Origin of the sequence: Herbaspirillum rhizosphaerae (assembly GCF_046025915.1) — a bacterium.
GTDB classification, from domain to species: domain Bacteria; phylum Pseudomonadota; class Gammaproteobacteria; order Burkholderiales; family Burkholderiaceae_D; genus Herbaspirillum; species Herbaspirillum rhizosphaerae_A.
In genome coordinates this window covers 33,153-50,732 of the sequence record NZ_JAQQFR010000011.1, presented here as the reverse complement: position 1 = coordinate 50,732, position 17,580 = coordinate 33,153, and the positions used below count along the sequence as shown (strand labels likewise).

15 protein-coding genes and 1 tRNA gene are annotated in these 17,580 nt (G+C 55.2%); 8 read left to right on the top strand and 8 right to left on the bottom strand.

Going from position 1 to position 17,580, the window contains the following annotated elements; genetic code table 11:
• The first annotated feature begins 30 nt into the window (after positions 1-30).
• Entirely contained in the window at positions 31-807 is a 777-nt protein-coding gene (locus tag PQR63_RS16815) for a fimbrial biogenesis chaperone (RefSeq protein WP_408169144.1), read from the top strand.
• A gap of 185 nt (positions 808-992) precedes the next feature.
• Positions 993-1,919 (top strand): recombination-associated protein RdgC, encoded by a 927-nt coding sequence (locus PQR63_RS16810; protein ID WP_094562356.1) that lies wholly within the window; start codon positions 993-995, stop codon positions 1,917-1,919.
• A 60-nt stretch (positions 1,920-1,979) separates the two neighbouring features.
• Here PQR63_RS16810 and PQR63_RS16805 read toward each other — a convergent pair whose 3' ends face one another.
• Complete coding sequence (locus PQR63_RS16805; RefSeq protein WP_408169143.1) at positions 1,980-2,600, bottom strand: TetR/AcrR family transcriptional regulator; 621 nt, start codon at positions 2,598-2,600, stop codon at positions 1,980-1,982.
• Between the two features lie 355 nt (positions 2,601-2,955).
• Between PQR63_RS16805 and fusA the strand changes: the two genes are divergently transcribed.
• The gene (gene fusA / locus PQR63_RS16800; protein WP_408169142.1) at positions 2,956-5,064 is read left to right on the top strand and encodes an elongation factor G; all 2,109 of its coding nucleotides are present in this window, start codon (positions 2,956-2,958) and stop codon (positions 5,062-5,064) included.
• Positions 5,065-5,268: 204 nt separating this feature from the next.
• Here the strand turns inward: fusA and PQR63_RS16795 are convergent.
• Positions 5,269-5,345, bottom strand: a tRNA-Asp gene (locus PQR63_RS16795).
• A 77-nt stretch (positions 5,346-5,422) separates the two neighbouring features.
• A complete protein-coding gene (locus PQR63_RS16790) occupies positions 5,423-6,019 on the bottom strand; it encodes a nitroreductase family protein (protein ID WP_408169141.1) in 597 nt (198 codons plus the stop codon).
• A 473-nt stretch (positions 6,020-6,492) separates the two neighbouring features.
• Here PQR63_RS16790 and PQR63_RS16785 point away from each other — a divergent pair, with 473 nt between their 5' ends.
• Positions 6,493-6,684, top strand: a complete 192-nt coding sequence (locus tag PQR63_RS16785; protein WP_050476320.1) for a hypothetical protein — start codon at positions 6,493-6,495, stop codon at positions 6,682-6,684.
• Between the two features lie 241 nt (positions 6,685-6,925).
• Here the strand turns inward: PQR63_RS16785 and mnmE are convergent, their stop codons facing one another.
• From mnmE to rpmH, 5 genes are all read right to left on the bottom strand, one after another.
• The gene (mnmE, locus tag PQR63_RS16780) at positions 6,926-8,332 is read right to left on the bottom strand and encodes a tRNA uridine-5-carboxymethylaminomethyl(34) synthesis GTPase MnmE (protein WP_408169140.1); all 1,407 of its coding nucleotides are present in this window, start codon (positions 8,330-8,332) and stop codon (positions 6,926-6,928) included.
• A 105-nt stretch (positions 8,333-8,437) separates the two neighbouring features.
• A complete protein-coding gene (gene yidC / locus PQR63_RS16775; protein WP_408169139.1) occupies positions 8,438-10,099 on the bottom strand; it encodes a membrane protein insertase YidC in 1,662 nt (553 codons plus the stop codon).
• Positions 10,100-10,118: 19 nt separating this feature from the next.
• On the bottom strand, positions 10,119-10,388 hold the full coding sequence (gene yidD / locus PQR63_RS16770; RefSeq protein ID WP_094562352.1) for a membrane protein insertion efficiency factor YidD: 270 nt from the start codon (positions 10,386-10,388) through the stop codon (positions 10,119-10,121).
• Positions 10,388-10,798, bottom strand: coding sequence for a ribonuclease P protein component (rnpA, locus tag PQR63_RS16765; protein ID WP_408169138.1), 411 nt, complete (start codon positions 10,796-10,798; stop codon positions 10,388-10,390). Before rnpA ends, yidD begins: the two co-directional genes overlap by 1 nt.
• A gap of 42 nt (positions 10,799-10,840) precedes the next feature.
• Complete coding sequence (gene rpmH / locus PQR63_RS16760) at positions 10,841-10,978, bottom strand: 50S ribosomal protein L34 (RefSeq protein WP_006461360.1); 138 nt, start codon at positions 10,976-10,978, stop codon at positions 10,841-10,843.
• 951 nt (positions 10,979-11,929) lie between these two features.
• Here rpmH and PQR63_RS16755 point away from each other — a divergent pair.
• The 4 genes from PQR63_RS16755 (at position 11,930) to PQR63_RS16740 (ending at position 17,578) form a co-directional block, all read left to right on the top strand.
• A complete protein-coding gene (locus PQR63_RS16755) occupies positions 11,930-13,852 on the top strand; it encodes a PrkA family serine protein kinase (protein WP_050476316.1) in 1,923 nt (640 codons plus the stop codon).
• Positions 13,853-14,073: 221 nt separating this feature from the next.
• Positions 14,074-15,339, top strand: a complete 1,266-nt coding sequence (locus PQR63_RS16750; protein WP_408169137.1) for a YeaH/YhbH family protein — start codon at positions 14,074-14,076, stop codon at positions 15,337-15,339.
• On the top strand, positions 15,336-16,898 hold the full coding sequence (locus tag PQR63_RS16745; protein ID WP_408169136.1) for a SpoVR family protein: 1,563 nt from the start codon (positions 15,336-15,338) through the stop codon (positions 16,896-16,898). The genes PQR63_RS16750 and PQR63_RS16745 overlap by 4 nt, the downstream gene beginning before the upstream one ends.
• Before the next feature lie 65 nt (positions 16,899-16,963).
• Entirely contained in the window at positions 16,964-17,578 is a 615-nt protein-coding gene (locus PQR63_RS16740; RefSeq protein WP_408169135.1) for an LON peptidase substrate-binding domain-containing protein, read from the top strand.
• Positions 17,579-17,580: the final 2 nt, after the last annotated feature.

Below are 17,580 nucleotides of genomic sequence, written 5' to 3'. Positions count from 1 at the left end.
TGTATTTTATTAATGTCAACAGGGTGAACTATGCGCCTTAACTTCAACATCTTGCGCACCACCTGCGCCACAATCCTTACTGTTGCATGCGCCGCATCCGCGTCGGCCAGCGTGGTCATCAACGGTACCCGCGTAGTCTTTCCTTCCAATGAGCGCGAGGTTTCGGTGCGCCTCACCAACGAAGGTGCCAGTCCCGGCCTGGTGCAGATGTGGATCGACAAGGGCGATCCCAAGTCAACCCCCAGTGCAACTGAAGTGCCCTTCCTGCTGACACCACCACTGTTTCGCATCGATCCTGCCAAGGGACAAACGGTGCGCATGATTTATAGCCAGGAGCCGTTGCCACAGGATCACGAGTCCATCTTCTGGCTCAATCTGCTGGAAGTCCCGCCACGTCCGCAAAACGTGGGTCCGGATGACAGCAACTATGTGCAGATGGCATTCCGCACACGTATCAAAGTGTTCTTCCGGCCGCAGGCGTTAAATACGCAAGAACAGGTTTTCGCTGCGCCCACAAAAGTCACATGGAAGATCGTACGTGACGGCGATGCGTATCTTCTTGAAGCCCAGAACCCAACGCCTTACTACATCAACGTCGTGAAGACCGGCTTGGTAAATGCAAACGATGAAAAAGAGACCATGCCAAAATTTCTAAACGAAGACGGTGGCATGCTCGCTCCGGGCAAACAAGAGCGCTATCTACTGAAGAATCTTAAGCAAGCACCCCCTGCTGCTTTGAAAGTACGCTTCAGCTATCTGAATGACTTCGGTGGCGCTGTTGACGTCGACAGCGCACTGACGCAGTAATGAACGTCCCTCCTTGAAGCAAGCATCTCCCAAGGCGCCGCTCCCCGATATAGGCGACGGCGCCTTGGTATTTGCAGTCGCGATAGTCAACAAAAAACGCCGGATACACGGCCCCTATAAAATCACATCGGAAAGCTGGCCCGGCTTCCGGCTGCGTGTAAAATGGACGCTTTTGCCCGAACGCTATGTGGTTTAAGAACCTTCAGATTTATCGCCTCCCCGCGCCTTGGGCCATCAGCGCCGAACAGCTCGAGTCCTATCTTGCTCCGCAGAGCTTTGCAGCCTGCCCCAGCCTGGAAATGCAGTCGCAAGGCTGGGTTTCCCCACGCGGCAATGAACAGCTGGTGCACGTCGTCAATCGCCAGTTCCTGCTGAAGCTGGACACCGAGAAAAAGCTGCTGCCGAGCACAGTGGTCAATCAGGTCACTAAAGCGCGTGCCGCCGAGTTGGAAGAACAACAAGGTTTTCCTCCCGGCCGCAAGCAAACCAAAGAATTGAAAGAACAAGTCACCGACGAATTGCTGCCACGCGCCTTCAGTATCGTGCGCAGCACCTGGACCTGGATCGACCCCGTCAACGGTTGGCTGATCGTCGATGCCGGCAGCTCCGGCAAGGCGGAAGAAGTCCTGAAATTGTTGCTGAAGGCGATTCCTAAGTTCCCGCTTGAAACCTTGCGCACCGTGCGCTCGCCATTGTCGTCAATGACGGATTGGCTGGCTTCGGATGAAGCGCCGAGCGGCTTTACCGTGGATCAGGATACGGAACTGCGTGCCAGCGGCGACAGCAAGGCGACCGTACGTTACGTGCGCCATACGCTGGAGCCGGACGACGTGCGCCGCCATATCGAATCCGGCAAGCAATGCACACGTCTGGCGTTGACATGGAACGATCGCGTGTCCTTCGTCCTGACGGAAAATCTGAGCGTCAAGAAGATCACGCCATTGGATGTCTTGAAAGAAGACAACGATGTGACGAACAAGAACGATGACGAACGCTTTGACGGCGACTTCATGTTGATGACGGGTGAAGTCAGCAAGATGCTGGTCGACTTGATTGATGCGCTGGGCGGCCAGTTGCGCGAGAACGACGGGTCGGCGGCTCTGGCAGCCTGATCGCTTTTAGTCGATCGCGTAAGAAAGACGCCGGTTGATCCTTGGATCTGCCGGCGTTTTTTATTGCGCCGGGCGCTTTTTCTTTGGCGCAATCAATATTGCATCGAGCGCCTTCATCGCGTGACAAATGGTATTAGCCAGACGCTCGCAGCTGATTCCGTCGCGCGCGCTCAATGACAAGCCATGCAATACGGCGGTGTAGTAGTCGCTCAGTCCATCGATATCCGCATCGGGACTCAGCTCTCCCTGTGTCTGCGCTTGGCGAAAGCGACTATCCAAAGCCATGCGTTTTTTATGGCGGCGTGCACGCAGCTCTTCGGCGTGGGCACTATTTTCCGGCGCGCAATTGATGGCCGATGTCACCACCATGCACCCCTTGCCGGCGAAGGTATCGACACTGGCGTGTAACATGTTGAAGACATCCTCACGCACACCCTTGCCTTCTTTCAAGGCGTTCATGGGTGCGGCAGCCGTTGTTATCGAGTAGAACTCGACAGCTTCGCGAAACAATGCATTTTTATCGCCAAATGCGGCATATAGACTGGGCGCCTTGACGCCGATGGCGGTCGTGAGATCGGCCATGGTCGTGCCTTCGTAGCCCTTGCTCCAAAATACCTGCATTGCCAGGCGTAGCGCTTCATCTCGGTCGAAACTGCGCGGCCGCCCTCTTGTTTGCTGCATCGGAATTCTCCTTCTTTATCACATTGGTGTGGATTTTCTACGACCAGTGTAGCTTACTTTAATTTAAATTACAAAAATACCTTGACAAGATTTCCAGCAAAAATCTATTATGTAACACGCATTACATAAATATTGACTATGATGGTGCGAAGCTTCTTGTCTTGCCGGCAAGAAAGCGAACAAGCGAATCGGAAGGAATGGAAGCTGGAACGAAAGCAACACGAGAACCAGACTTCTGACCAGTGTCAGCGGACTGCATACGATGCCAAAATATGCGCATAATGTGACTCCGCCAGGACTGCTTTCTGCCGGTTTCATCCAACGATTCAAGGAAAATGCAGCGAAAGGAAATGTCATGACCCGCAAGACCCGTATAGAACATTACCGAAACATCGGTATCAGTGCGCACATCGATGCCGGCAAAACCACAACCACCGAGCGCATCCTGTTTTATACCGGTGTCAACCACAAGATCGGTGAAGTCCATGATGGCGCCGCCACCATGGACTGGATGGAGCAGGAGCAGGAACGTGGTATCACGATCACTTCTGCCGCCACCACCGCCTTCTGGAAGGGCATGGCCGGCAATTACCCGGAACATCGGATCAACATCATCGACACGCCGGGCCACGTCGACTTCACGATTGAAGTCGAACGTTCGATGCGCGTGCTTGATGGCGCCGTCATGGTCTATGACTCGGTCGGCGGCGTGCAGCCGCAATCGGAAACGGTGTGGCGCCAGGCGAACAAGTACGCCGTGCCGCGCATGGCTTTCGTCAACAAGATGGATCGCGTCGGTGCGGACTTTTTCCGCGTGCAGAAACAGATCGGCGAACGCCTGAAAGGCAACGCCGTGCCGATTCAGATTCCTATCGGTGCGGAAGATCATTTCCAGGGCGTGATCGATCTCGTCAAGATGAAAGCGATCATCTGGGATGAAGAAAGCCAGGGCGTCAAGTTCGAGTACCAGCCGATTCCGGCCGACCTCGAGGAGACTGCGCGCGAATGGCATGACAAGATGATCGAGCAGGCGGCGGAAGCCAACGAGCAACTGCTGGAGAAATATCTCAGCGGTACGCCCTTGACCGAAGCCGACATCAAACACGGACTGCGCCTGCGCACCATCGCGGGTGAAATCGTGCCGATGCTGGCCGGTAGCGCCTTCAAGAACAAGGGCGTGCAAGCCATGCTCGACGCCGTGATCGATTATCTGCCGTCGCCGATCGATGTACCTGCGATCAAGGGTCACGATGAAGACGACAATGAGATTGAGCGCCATCCTTCCGACGATGAAAAATTCTCGGCGCTGGCATTCAAAATCATGACCGATCCATTCGTCGGTCAGTTGGTTTTCTTCCGTGCGTATTCGGGCATGATCAATTCGGGCGACACCGTCTATAACCCGATCAAGGGCAAGAAGGAACGCTTGGGCCGCATCCTGCAAATGCATGCGAATGAGCGCAAGGAAATCAAGGAAGTGTATGCGGGCGACATCGCAGCTGCAGTCGGGCTGAAGGACGTCACCACAGGCGACACGCTGACCGATCCGGATCACGTGATCATCCTGGAGCGCATGGTCTTCCCTGAGCCGGTGATTTCGCAGGCGGTGGAACCGAAGACCAAGGCTGATCAGGAGAAAATGGGCATTGCTCTGAATCGACTGGCACAGGAAGATCCGTCGTTCCGTGTGCGTACCGACGAAGAGTCGGGCCAGACCATTATTTCCGGTATGGGCGAGTTGCATCTGGAAATTCTGGTTGATCGCATGAAGCGTGAATTCAACGTCGAGGCGACCGTCGGCAAGCCGCAGGTGGCTTACCGCGAAGCGATTCGCTCGACCGTCGAAGATGTCGAAGGCAAATTCGTCAAACAATCCGGCGGACGCGGCCAATACGGTCACGTGGTACTGAAGCTGGAGCCGCTGCCACCCGGCAAGGGCTACGAGTTTGTTGACGCCATCAAAGGCGGTGTGGTGCCGCGCGAATTCATTCCTGCAGTCGACAAGGGCATTCAGGAAACGTTGGGCAGCGGCGTGCTGGCCGGTTATCCGGTGGTCGATATCCGTGCGACGCTGACTTTCGGCTCTTACCATGACGTCGACTCGAACGAAAATGCGTTCCGCATGGCCGGCTCGATGGCGTTCAAAGAAGGCATGCGCCGGGCCAGCCCGGTATTGCTGGAGCCAATGATGGCGGTCGAAGTGGAAACGCCGGAGGACTACGCCGGCACGGTGATGGGCGACTTGTCGTCACGTCGCGGCATGGTACAAGGCATGGATGAAATCGCCGGAGGTGGTGGCAAAATCATCAAGGCTGAAGTACCGCTGTCGGAAATGTTTGGCTACTCGACATCGTTGCGTTCAGCGACACAGGGACGCGCGACTTATACCATGGAGTTCAAGCATTATGCCGAGGCGCCGCGGCATGTGGTGGAACAGTTGACTACGGAGCGGAAGGGGAAGTGAGGTTTTTTAATCGCTAATCTTTCTTAGCTCTTCGTACGACGTAAAAGCTCCGCTTGGTTTGCACTAAGCGGGGCTTTTACTTTTGTGAGGCATTGGGGCTCCCCCATGTTCCGCGGGCTGCAAATTCGTTTGCCCTTCGGGCAAAAAAGTGACGGCGCAAACAAAAATGCCTGCTTAGTTTTCACTAAGCAGGCATTCGTGTTTTGGCGGAGCGGACGGGGCTCGAACCCGCGACCCCCGGCGTGACAGGCCGGTATTCTAACCAACTGAACTACCACTCCAGATTTGGTTTTCAGTCTCGCTGAAAGACCGCAATTATAGCCGAGCTTTTTTAGAAATTCCAGTACTTTTCTACAAATTAAGCCTGGAATTTACCTTCGAACGCCAATTTGCTCAGTGGCTCGCGCGGGCCGGGCAGTTCGCGCGCTTGCAGGCCTTCCGGCAGAATCGATTTGTCGCCCAGTTTACCGATCGCAACAGCAGCTTCGATCGAGTATTCCGCAGGGACACCCAATTCGGTACGCGACTTGTCCTTGTCGAAACCGGCCATCGCATGCGCATGCCAACCCGACAGGCTGGCTTGCAGTGCAAGGTATGCCCAGGCGGAGCCGGTATCGAATGCGTGCGTACCGGCAGGAACCGGGGTCGTTGTGCCGGGTGGGATCATCGTTGTCTTGGACAAGACGATAATCAGCACCGAAGCCTTCTCTGCCCAGCTGCGGTTGAATTCATTCAGCAAGCCCAGCAGGCTGTCCCATTGCGGTGTGCCGCGGCGAGCAAACACAAAACGCCAAGGTTGCGAGTTGTAGGCGGACGGCGCCCAGCGTGCGGCTTCCAGAAAGGTCAGGACGGTTTCTTCGGAAATATCAGCGCCGGTGTAGGCGCGTGGCGACCAGCGATTCAAGAATTGGGGATCGATAGGATGATCAGCGACACGTGGGTTGGTTTGCGACATTGTGGCTCCAGATGAGTGAAATATGTTGCTCTGCAAAACGAGCAGAGGGGCATCTTAGCAGGTGTTTTTCTCGTCTGCAGAGCACGCCCCCGAACGCTCCGGACGCTGGGTAATTTCACGCCTCAAATGACAGAGTATGTCTGTGCTTCAGCGTGGCCCGGGGCCTTCTCCGCCACCACGAGGACCGCCGCCAGCTCCCCAGCCGCCCGGGCCGGGACCGCACAGCCATGGCGCGCAAACGCAGCCGCCCAAAGAAAACAACAGGGCAATGCTGCCCACAAATATACCCAGACGTCGCATAACAATTCCTTTCGATCAAACATTCATCGTCGTACGACTGTACAAACAAAACCTGCTAAGCATCGTCAAGGTATTGCAACAAGAAACTACTGCGCCGCAACCCGCATCCAGCTTGCGTTTCCGAAGCATCGTGCTAAGATTTACGACATATAAAAACAGACGGAGACAACCTCATGAATATCCTCAGAGAAGCAGAACGCGAAGTTTGGGTAGATGGCACCATCTACCAATTCAAATCGAAGGTAGAAGCCAGCGGCTTTGAAGACATGTGCCGCGCCATCGGCAAATTACACAATGCCATGCAGTTGTATCCACCATCAGCGATCCTGCAAACAGCGCCACACGACCGCACCGAAGAAGTCTGACAAAAAGCATACAAAGCCGGGCACAAAGCATCCGGGCAGAAAAAAACCCGCAGGCCTTGCGGCTTGCGGGTTAAATCCAATCCTCAGGGGGGTGATGAATTGGAGGGGAGGGAGTGCTCAAGATACCGTCCCCTCACCCACCCTTCTATCGTTTTTACACCCTGTAACATTCGTTACAGGATCGTGTGTCACATACTTCTCGGCAGGTACTCCCTTATTACGAGCTCAATCCGCTGCTGAATTACTTGCCGATACAGAAGCGCGAGAAGATCACGCCCAGCAAATCGTCCGGCGTGAACTTGCCTGTGATACTGCTCAGGCGCTCCTGCGCCAGACGCAATTCTTCCGCAAACAAATCGAGCGATTGGTCGCTGGATTGATTGTCTACCGAGGCGTGTGCCGCCGCGCTTTCCAGGTATTCGCGCGCGGCCTTCAAGGCAATCAGATGACGCTCGCGCGCAAGGTAGCGCGACTCCACCGTCTGCTGCCAGCCGGCGATGCGCAGCAATTCTCCACGCAGCAAATCGATACCGAGGTGATCGGTGGCGGACAGATAAATATGCGTCGCGTCGGACATCTGATCAACAGCCGGCTTGTGGCCGGAACGGTCGATCTTGTTCCAGATGCGGATGACGGGAATGCCGTCGGGAAAACGCTCGGTGATTTTTTCATCTTCCAGCGTCGGGCCGCGATCGGCGTCGAGCATGTGCAGAATGACGTCGGCTTTGGAGACTTCGCCCCAGGTACGTTCAATGCCGATGCGCTCGACTTCGTCGGGGCCGCTGCCATCTTCGCCGGCCTCACGAATACCGGCAGTGTCGATGATGTTGAGCGGCATGCCTTCGATCTGGATCGTCTCGGTCACCTTGTCGCGCGTGGTGCCGGCAATCGGCGTGACGATGGCCACATCGGAACCGGCCAGCACGTTGAGCAGCGACGACTTGCCGACGTTAGGCTTGCCCGCCAATACAACGTTGAGGCCATCGCGCAGCAAGGCGCCTTGTGAGGCATGCATGAAGACGTCGTCGAGCGTGGCGCGAATGGCAGCGAGCTGGCCGCGCGCGTCGGATTGTTCAAGGAAGTCGATTTCTTCTTCCGGGAAATCCAGTGTTGCTTCGACCAGCATGCGCAGGTTTGTGACCTTGTTGACCAGATCGTGAATGACTTTGGAGAAAGCACCGGACAAGGACTCTGAAGCGGACTTGGCGGCTGCTTCCGTTGACGCTTCGATCAGGTCGGCGACTGCTTCCGCCTGCGCCAGATCGAGCTTGTCGTTGAGGAAGGCGCGTTGCGTGAACTCGCCCGGCTCTGCCAGACGCAGACCAATGTCGACGCCGGCTTCAAGGCAGCGCGCCAGCAGCATTTGCATCACCACCGGGCCACCATGGCCTTGCAACTCCAGCACGTCTTCCCCGGTATAGGAATGCGGTGCTTTGAAATAGATCGCAAGGCCTTGGTCGATGGCACGGCCGTCCGCACGTTTAAACGGCAAATAGGTCGCCTGACGCGGTGTCAGCGAGTGTTCGTCCTTGCCGCAGATGGCTTGAACCACCGGCCACAGATTCTTGCCGGAGATACGGACTACGCCGATACCGCCGCGCCCCGGGGCGGTAGCGATGGCGGCGATGGGAGAAGTGTCGAGAGTCATGATGCACACTACTTTTCAAAAAATAGGAAAACAAAGACGAAAAAAAAGCCCGTGAAAATCATGCCACGGGCTTTTTCGACTAACAAGTGATTCACGAACTGGTCGTTAAGCCTTGCCTGCCTGCAGCTTTCTGGTGATAACCCATTGCTGCGTGATCGACAGGACGTTGTTCACGACCCAATACAGCACGAGGCCTGATGGGAAGAAGAAGAACATCACCGAGAACACGATAGGCATGAACATCATGACCTTGGCTTGCACCGGATCCGGAGGAGTCGGGTTGAGCTTGGTCTGGATGAACATCGACACCGCCATCAGCACCGGCAGGATGTAGAACGGGTCAGGTGCGGTCAGATCGTGGATCCAGCCCAGCCATGGCGCGCCGCGCATTTCAACGCTGGCCAGCAGCACCCAATACAGCGAAATGAACACCGGGATCTGAATCACGATCGGCAGACAGCCACCGAGCGGATTGATCTTTTCGGTCTTGTACAGCGACATCATTTCGCGGTTCATTGCCTGCGGATCACCCTTGTGACGCTCGCGAATTGCGGTCATCTTCGGCGTCACGGCCTTCATCTTAGCCATGCTGCGATAGCTGGCAGCCGACAACGGGAAGAACACTGCCTTGATCAGCATGGTCAGCAGGATGATGGTCCAGCCCCAGTTGCCGACGTACGCATGGATATGAATCATCAGCCAGAAGATCGGCTTGGCGATGATGGTCAGCCAGCCATAGTCCTTGACCAGTTCCAGACCTGGTGTGGTCTTTTCCAGCACGGAAGATTCTTGCGGACCGGAGTACAGGCGTGCGTCCATGGTGACGCTGGCACCCGGAGCAACAGTACCCAGCGGCAGGATGTTGCCGACTGCGTACAGGTTGGTGCCGATCTTTTTGGTGAAGATATCGCGCTGCGCTTTTTCAGGTGGAATGAACGCCGACACAAAATAGTGTTGCACCAGTGCGATCCAGCCGTTGTCGGACTTGTTGGCGTGCTGCTCCTTGCCTTCTTCGATCTTCTCGAAAGTCAGCTTCTGGAATTTTTCAGCATCGGTGTACACAGCAGGGCCGGTAAAGGTGCTGTAGAAGTGCGATTCGCCGCCCGGCTTGTTGCCGTCGCGCACCAGTTGCAGGTACAGCGATGGCGTGATCGCGGCAGCACTGTCATTGGTGACGGTGTGCTTCAGATCGATGACGTAATCACCGCGCTTGAAGGTGTAGGTCTTGGTCAGCTTGACGCCGTTTTCCTGGGCTTCCAGCACCAGTTGGACTTCATTGCCGTTGTCCAGCGCGCGTGCGCCGGGCTTGGCGGTGAAGATCGACTTGTGGGTCGGGAACTGGCCGCCGATCAGGCCGGATTCAGCCAGATAGGTATGGCCTGCGCTGGAATCGAACAGAACCAGGTTCTTGGTCGGATCAACCGTATCGCGATGCTTCAGCAGTTCCAGACGCTTGAGTTCGCCACCAACGGTATCGATGTCAGCCTTGACGACATCGGTCGTGATGGTGATGGTCTCGCCCTTGGCAGCCGGCAGGCCGCCCGCGACGTCAGCCGCACCAGCGGTTGTACCAGCGGCGCCTGCAGCACCGGCCGCTTGCGGCACTGGCGATTTGGACGGGTCAGCGCCGGCGGCTGCCGGTGTCGCCTCTTGGGTTGCTGTCGGGAAAAACATCGACGGCTTGCCGTTATGGCGTTGCCAGCTGTCCCAAAGCAACAACAGGGAAAACGAGAAGACAACCCACAGGACGGTACGTTTGATATCCATAAGAGTATTGACCAATAAATCAGGAGTGGCTGCAACCGCCAGCGGTTACAGTGGGAGAGGAAGAATCTGGGGTGGTGGACTCAGGCACGGGGTCGAGTCCGCCTGGATGCCAGGGATGGCACTTGCACAGGCGTTTGCCGGCAAGCACGCTGCCTTTCCATGCGCCGTGGCGGCGAATGGCTTCTGCTGCATAGTCCGAACAGCTGGGATAGAAACGGCAATTCTGCCCGAGATAGGGGCTGACTCCCAGCTTGTAGGCGCGTAACAGCAGGAGTAAAGGCGTTTTCATCACTTATTTCCTGGCTTCCTGGCAAAGGCTGTCGCGTTCAGCAAAAAGGTGAACAACTGTGACAGCTCTTCGCGCAATTCCGCTTTCAGTTTCGCGTTGGTCGCCGGCCCGCTCTTGCTGTTGACCGGCTTCGACAAACGCACAATGCAATCTACCTGAGGCAATGCCAATGCCGTTTGCCGGAACAATTCGCGGGTAACGCGTTTGATCGTGTTCCGGGTGACCGCGCGCGGCGCCATACGTTTGGCGGCGACGACACCCAGACGGGCTAGCGGCAAGTCGTTGTTGCGGGCATACAGTACGAAATGCGCTGTACGATACACCGGTCGCAAACGAAAAACGGATGAAAACTCATCCGTTTTAACGATTCGCTGATCGCGTGAGTAGAGATAGGAAGGATCGCCTGTCACACAAACAGCAGCGCACTTTTCTGGCGTTGTATGGAGCAGGTATTAAACCGCTGCCAGACGCTTACGGCCCTTGGCGCGGCGTGCGTTGATCACAGCGCGGCCACCACGGGTTGCCATGCGTGCGCGGAAACCGTGGGTACGCTTACGACGCACGACGGAAGGTTGGTAGGTACGTTTCATGTTGGACTCGCTTACTTAATCAATAATCGGCAAAAATACTTCGGAATCTCCGCGGAATTTCTGTTTTTTTGCGCGTGTCTCTTTATACAGATCGGAGACATTTGAGAGCCGAAACCGCAAGGCCACAGCACGAACGCAATTCAACGGATGGTGAACCCTGAATTAGACTGCATTTTTCACTTGTTTGTCAATGACTTATCCACTTTCCGCCTTTCCGGCTGGTAGCCCCGGGAAGTCTGCCTTGCGTGCCGCAGGCATCAAAAAGCGCCTCCACCCCAGAGAAAGTCGATCTTTTTGCTATCAGCAAGACAAAAGACATAGACCATAAGCTATCGCACTGAGCGTGGCGCACTGGTCACATGGCAAAAAAGCAACAATACAAAAAGTGCCAAACAACAACTTTTTAAAATGCGCTGAAGACTCTTACCGAACTGCATCGCCACCTCTATCACCGCCCGGCATCAAACTTGCATCGCCCCTGAAGCAGGAAAGCGGTAGATAAAAAAGTCATCGCAAGCATCCCTGCAAGCCCGTCGCTGATTCGCTTGTGCGTTCTGCCGGACAAATCTTCCAGCTAGGTCAACCGGCGTTCTCTTTCAACCATTTAGGGAATAGGGATACACGTAACAAATTCTTCCAAAAATCAGACGCTTTGGCATATCGAAAAGATGGCTGGCAAAACGCCGGGTGTTTTTGAATATAGGAAAATGATTTCGCAGTACGCTGAAACCAAATGTAGCGCGTTCGCTCTACGAAAAAGGAATAGAATAAAAACGAAAATTTGATTTTCTGGTCGAAATTCTCAGGTGTGCAAAGTTGAAAAATTCAAGCGCGCACACGCTAATGAAAATGATCAGAGGCAGTACTCAGGAAACGCGGTCGATAAATCTAAGAACATAACGCACGTATTCAATTTGCAATTTGTTGTCTCATTGAAGTTACGGAGGTGGTATGGATATCTACAGCAGCTTTGCGAGTCGCTTTGACAAAACCAGAGAAGAAGAATTTTCGCTCGAAGAGTACCTGAGTCTTTGCAAGAACGATCCGGCTGTGTATGCATCGGCGGCAGAACGCATGCTGATGGCGATTGGCGAACCTGAGAAGGTCGACACGCGCGAAGATCCTCGTTTGTCTCGCTTGTTCGCCAACAAGGTCATCAAGGTTTATCCGGCCTTCAAAGAATTCTACGGCGCAGAAGAAGTCATCGAGCAAGTGGTCGCTTATTTCCGCCATGCCGCACAAGGCCTGGAAGAAAAGAAGCAGATCCTCTATCTGCTGGGCCCGGTCGGCGGCGGCAAGTCGTCCATCGCCGAGCGCCTCAAACAGCTCATGGAGCACATTCCCTTCTATTCGATCAAGGGTTCGCCGGTGAATGAATCGCCGCTGGGATTGTTCGACTACGAAGAAGACGGACAAATTCTGGAAGAGCAGTTCGGCATTCCGCGCCGCTATCTCAAATCCATCCTGAGCCCTTGGGCAGTCAAACGCCTGCACGAATTCAATGGCGATATCCGCCAGTTCCGCGTGGTCAAACGCTATCCGTCGATCCTGCGTCAGATCGCGATTTCCAAGACCGAACCGGGCGACGAAAACAATCAGGACATCTCTACGCTGGTCGGCAAGGTCGACATCCGCAAGCTCGAGCAATACTCGCAGGATGATGCTGACGCCTACAGCTATTCCGGCGGCCTGTGCCTGTCGAATCAGGGCTTGCTGGAATTCGTCGAAATGTTCAAGGCGCCGATCAAGGTCTTGCATCCATTGTTGACGGCGACTCAGGAAGGCAACTTCAAGGGCACCGAAGGCTTTGGCGCGATTCCATTCGACGGCGTCATTTTGGCTCACTCGAACGAATCGGAGTGGAAGGCCTTCCGCAACAACAAGAACAACGAAGCGCTGCTGGATCGTATCTACATCGTCAAGGTGCCGTACTGCCTGCGTGTGTCGGAAGAAATCCGCATCTACGACAAGCTGCTGCGGACTTCTTCGCTGGCCAAGGCCATCTGCGCACCGGGTACGCTGAAGATGATGGCGCAGTTTTCCATCCTCACTCGATTGGGCGAGCCGGAAAACTCCAGCCTGATTTCCAAGATGCAGGTCTACGACGGTGAGAACCTGAAGGACACCGACCCCAAGGCCAAGTCGTACCAGGAATACCGCGACTACGCCGGCGTCGACGAAGGCATGACCGGCATCTCGACGCGCTTCGCGTTCAAGATCCTGTCGCGCGTGTTCAACTTCGACACGACCGAAATCGCCGCCAATCCTGTGCACCTGATGTACATACTGGAGCAGCAGATCGAGCGCGAGCAGTTCCCACCCGAACAGGAGCAAAAGTATCTCTCCTTCGTCAAGGACACGCTGGCCTCGCGCTATGCAGAATTCATCGGCAAGGAAATTCAGACCGCCTATCTGGAGTCGTATTCCGAATACGGCCAGAACGTATTCGACCGTTACGTGACGTATGCCGACTTCTGGATCCAGGATCAGGAATTCCGCGATCACGACACCGGTGAGAGTTTTGATCGCGCGTCTCTGAATGCTGAACTGGAAAAGATCGAGAAACCGGCCGGCATCAGCAATCCGAAAGATTTCCGCAACGAGATCGTCAACTTCGTCCTGCGCGCACGCGTGAACAACGGTGGCAAGAACCCGCTGTGGACCAGTTACGAAAAGCTGCGCGTGGTGATCGAGAAGAAAATGTTCTCCAACACCGAGGATTTGCTGCCGGTGATCTCTTTCAACGCCAAGGGTTCGACCGAAGAAATGCAAAAGCACGAAGACTTCGTCAATCGCATGGTCAGCAAAGGCTACACACCGAAACAGGTGCGGCTGCTGTGCGAATGGTATTTGCGCGTACGCAAATCCTCTTGAAATCAGGGAGCAGCTTGCCCATGAAATGCAACGGCATTTAAATGGCAATCTGCCTTCGGAATCTGTTTTCGATCCGTAGCGAGAGGCCATCAGCCGATGACGACCGGAGCGCAGGATACCGGAGTGTACTCAAGTACACGAGGATTCCGAGCACCGTACGGCATCGAATCATGGCCTCGCAGTAGGATCCAAAACAGATTCTCACCAGCGGGAGAACGGATTTGCTCCATCAGATAATCGACCGTAGGCTAGCTGGCAAGAATAAAAGCATCGCCAACCGGGAGCGGTTTCTACGCCGCTTTCGCAGCGATATCCGGCGTTCCGTTACCGAAGCGGTACGCGATCGGAGTATCAAGGACATCGAAAGCTCCAAGAGCATCAGCATTCCACGCAAGGACATTTCCGAACCGGCATTCCATCATGGCCGTGGCGGCAAGCGTGAAATCGTGCATCCCGGCAATCAGGATTATCTGCAGGGCGACCGTATCCCACGCCGCAGCGGTGGTTCCGGCGATGGCCGCAGCACCGCCAGCAATGAAGGTGAAGGCCAGGACGAATTCACCTTCGAGTTGTCGCGTGAAGAATTCATGCAGTACTTCTTCGAAGACCTGGAGTTACCGCGCCTGATCCAGACCAACCTCATGTCGATTCCCAACTGGAAGAACATGCGCGCCGGTTATTCGGTCGACGGCTCTCCCGCCAACATCGACATCGTGCGTTCGCTACGCAGTTCACTGGGCCGACGCATTGCGCTCGGTGGGCCGTTGGTGGCCAAACTGCGTGAGCTGGAAGAACAACTGTGCGATATGAAAAAGGATCCGGAAGACAGACGTCCGGAGATTCTGTTGCTGGAAGAAGAAATTCATCACCTCAAGGCCCGCATCTGGCGCATTCCTTTCATTGATCCCTTCGACCTGCGCTACGTCAATCGTGTGCGCCAGCCGCAACCGTCGAGCCGTGCCGTGATGTTTTGCGTGATGGACGTGTCGGGCTCGATGGATGAGCAACGCAAGGATCTGTCGAAACGATTCTTCATCCTGCTGTACCTGTTCCTGACGCGCAATTATGAACACATCGAAGTGGTTTTCATCCGTCATCACACGCGTGCCGACGAGGTCGATGAAGACACCTTCTTCCATTCGCAGGAAAGCGGCGGCACCGTCGTGTCGAGTGCGCTTGAACTGATGCAGGACATCATCAAGACACGCTACCCGGCCAGCGAATGGAATATCTATGGCGCGCAAGCGTCCGATGGCGACAACTGGAACGACGACTCACCAAAATGCCGGAGCATTCTGGAAGAAGCCATCCTCCCGATGTGCCGCTACTTCGCCTATATTCAAGTGGCCGAGCCGGAGCAAAACCTGTGGACCGAGTACACGCAGCTGCTGTCCGAACACCCGCATTTTGCGATGAAAAAAGTGCAGTCTTCTGCTGAAATCTATCCGGTCTTCCGTGAACTTTTTGAAAAACAGGTCCATGCATGAATACGCGACTGAACACGCCGCCTGTGCCTCCATCGCCGCCGACGAAACATGATCCCCTGCCCTGCCCTTCGGACTGGAGCTTCGAGCTGATCGAGCGCTACAACGAAGAAATCGCCAAGGTGGCGGCAAGCTACAAACTGGATATCTATCCGATCCAGCTGGAGATCATTTCCGCCGAACAGATGATGGATGCCTACGCGTCCTCAGGCATGCCGGTCAATTACCGCCACTGGTCGTTCGGCAAACATTTCCTGTCGACCGAGCGCGACTACAAGCGTGGCCAGATGGGCTTGGCTTACGAGATCGTGATCAACTCCAATCCGTGCATCGCCTATCTGATGGAAGAGAACACGATGACGATGCAAGCGCTGGTAGTGGCGCATGCGGCGTATGGTCACAACTCGTTTTTCAAGGGCAACTACCTGTTCCAGCTGTGGACCGACGCCAGCGCCATCATCGATTATCTGGTCTACGCCAAAGGTTATATTGCCGAATGCGAAGAACGCTATGGCTTTGACCGCGTGGAAGAACTGCTGGACTCCTGCCATGCCCTGATGAACTATGGCGTCGACCGCTATAAACGCCCACAGCGCATGTCGCTCGCACAAGAACGTGCGCAGCAGCGCGAACGCGAAACCTACGCGCAATCGCAAGTCAATGAGCTGTGGCGGACCTTGCCGGCGAAGAAAGAAACCGCTGCCACGCAAGCCGAAGAACGCTTTCCTTCCGAGCCGCAAGAAAATTTGCTGTATTTCGCGGAAAAAAATGCGCCGCTGCTGGAATCATGGGAGCGAGAAGTCATCCGCATCGTGCGCAAGGTCGGCCAGTATTTTTATCCGCAACGGCAAACGCAGGTCATGAATGAAGGCTGGGCGACGTTCTGGCATTACACCTTGCTCAACACGATGTATGACCAAGGCAAGCTGACCGACGGCTTCATGATGGAATTCCTGCATTCGCACAGCAACGTGGTGTTTCAGCCGCCAATCACCAAGCCTTATTACAACGGCATCAATCCTTACGCGCTGGGCTTTTCAATGATGAGCGACATTCGCCGCATCTGCGAAAATCCTACCGACGAAGACAGGGAATGGTTTCCCGACATGGCCGGCAGCAACTGGCTGGATACCTTGCATTACGTCATGCGCAACTTCAAGGATGAGAGTTTCGTCGCGCAATATCTATCGCCCAAACTGATGCGCGACATGCGCATGTTTGCGGTGCTGGACGATGAAAGCCGCAGTGAGTTGGAAGTCTCCGCGATTCACAATCAGAGCGGTTATCAATATGTGCGGCAAGCCCTGTCACGCCAGTACGATATCAATCATCGCGAGCCGAATATTCAGGTCTGGTCGGTCAACACGCGCGGCAACCGCAGCCTGACCTTGCGCCATTTCCGCAGCGATGGACGTTCGCTGGGCGAGAGCACCAATGAAGTCCTGCGTCACATGGCACGGCTGTGGCAGTTTGACGTTTATCTGGAAAGCGTCGACGACAACGGCTACATCGTGCAGCGCTATGAATGCATCAGCGAAAATCGCTATGTGTTACGGACATGACCGCATGCCGATGCGCATAGAAAAACATAGGTGACTACTTGAACATCATCAGGCAAATTCAGTTCATGAACACCATCCCGCTTTTTCCGCTGGGCTCTGCCCTCTTTCCGGATGGCCGCCTTCCTCTGCAGATTTTTGAGGTGCGTTATCTGGATATGATCAACAAGTGCATCGCCAACGGCACGGCGTTCGGCGTGGTGGCACTGACGTCAGGCAATGAAGTGCGGCGGCCCGGCCAGGTGGAAACCTTCGTCTCGGTCGGCACGCTGGCGCATATCAATGAGTGGTCCGCGCCGGTACAGGGCTTGCTGCGCATTTCCTGCAGCGGCACCACGCGCTTTCGGGTGACGTCCAAAGAGCAGCTCAAACATGGATTGTGGATGGCGCAGGTCGAACCGCTTGAGAAAGACCAGACCGTTGCCGTGCCGGAAGAATTGCAAAACACCGTAACCGCCTTGATGAACCTGCTGGCGTCGCTGAAAAATCATTCGATCCCGGAAAGTGATATCCCCGTCGCGACGCCCTACCGTCTGGATGATTGCGGCTGGGTTGCCAACCGCTGGAGCGAAATGCTGCCGATGAGTGTGGAGCAAAAACAAAACCTATTGGCACTCGACAATCCCGTACTGCGACTTGAACTGATACAGGATCTGCTGGGCGAGCGCGGTCTGCTCCACTGATT

Bases quoted from the DNA above. Each gene is read 5' to 3' on its own strand.
- PQR63_RS16815 (WP_408169144.1), top strand. From the start codon at position 31: ATGCGCCTTAACTTCAACATCTTGCGCACCACCTGCGCCACAATCCTT.
- PQR63_RS16810 (WP_094562356.1), top strand. From the start codon at position 993: ATGTGGTTTAAGAACCTTCAGATTTATCGCCTCCCCGCGCCTTGGGCC.
- PQR63_RS16805 (WP_408169143.1), bottom strand. From the start codon at position 2,600: ATGCAGCAAACAAGAGGGCGGCCGCGCAGTTTCGACCGAGATGAAGCG.
- fusA (WP_408169142.1), top strand. From the start codon at position 2,956: ATGACCCGCAAGACCCGTATAGAACATTACCGAAACATCGGTATCAGT.
- PQR63_RS16790 (WP_408169141.1), bottom strand. From the start codon at position 6,019: ATGTCGCAAACCAACCCACGTGTCGCTGATCATCCTATCGATCCCCAA.
- PQR63_RS16785 (WP_050476320.1), top strand. From the start codon at position 6,493: ATGAATATCCTCAGAGAAGCAGAACGCGAAGTTTGGGTAGATGGCACC.
- mnmE (WP_408169140.1), bottom strand. From the start codon at position 8,332: ATGACTCTCGACACTTCTCCCATCGCCGCCATCGCTACCGCCCCGGGG.
- yidC (WP_408169139.1), bottom strand. From the start codon at position 10,099: ATGGATATCAAACGTACCGTCCTGTGGGTTGTCTTCTCGTTTTCCCTG.
- yidD (WP_094562352.1), bottom strand. From the start codon at position 10,388: ATGAAAACGCCTTTACTCCTGCTGTTACGCGCCTACAAGCTGGGAGTC.
- rpmH (WP_006461360.1), bottom strand. From the start codon at position 10,978: ATGAAACGTACCTACCAACCTTCCGTCGTGCGTCGTAAGCGTACCCAC.
- PQR63_RS16755 (WP_050476316.1), top strand. From the start codon at position 11,930: ATGGATATCTACAGCAGCTTTGCGAGTCGCTTTGACAAAACCAGAGAA.
- PQR63_RS16745 (WP_408169136.1), top strand. From the start codon at position 15,336: ATGAATACGCGACTGAACACGCCGCCTGTGCCTCCATCGCCGCCGACG.
- PQR63_RS16740 (WP_408169135.1), top strand. From the start codon at position 16,964: ATGAACACCATCCCGCTTTTTCCGCTGGGCTCTGCCCTCTTTCCGGAT.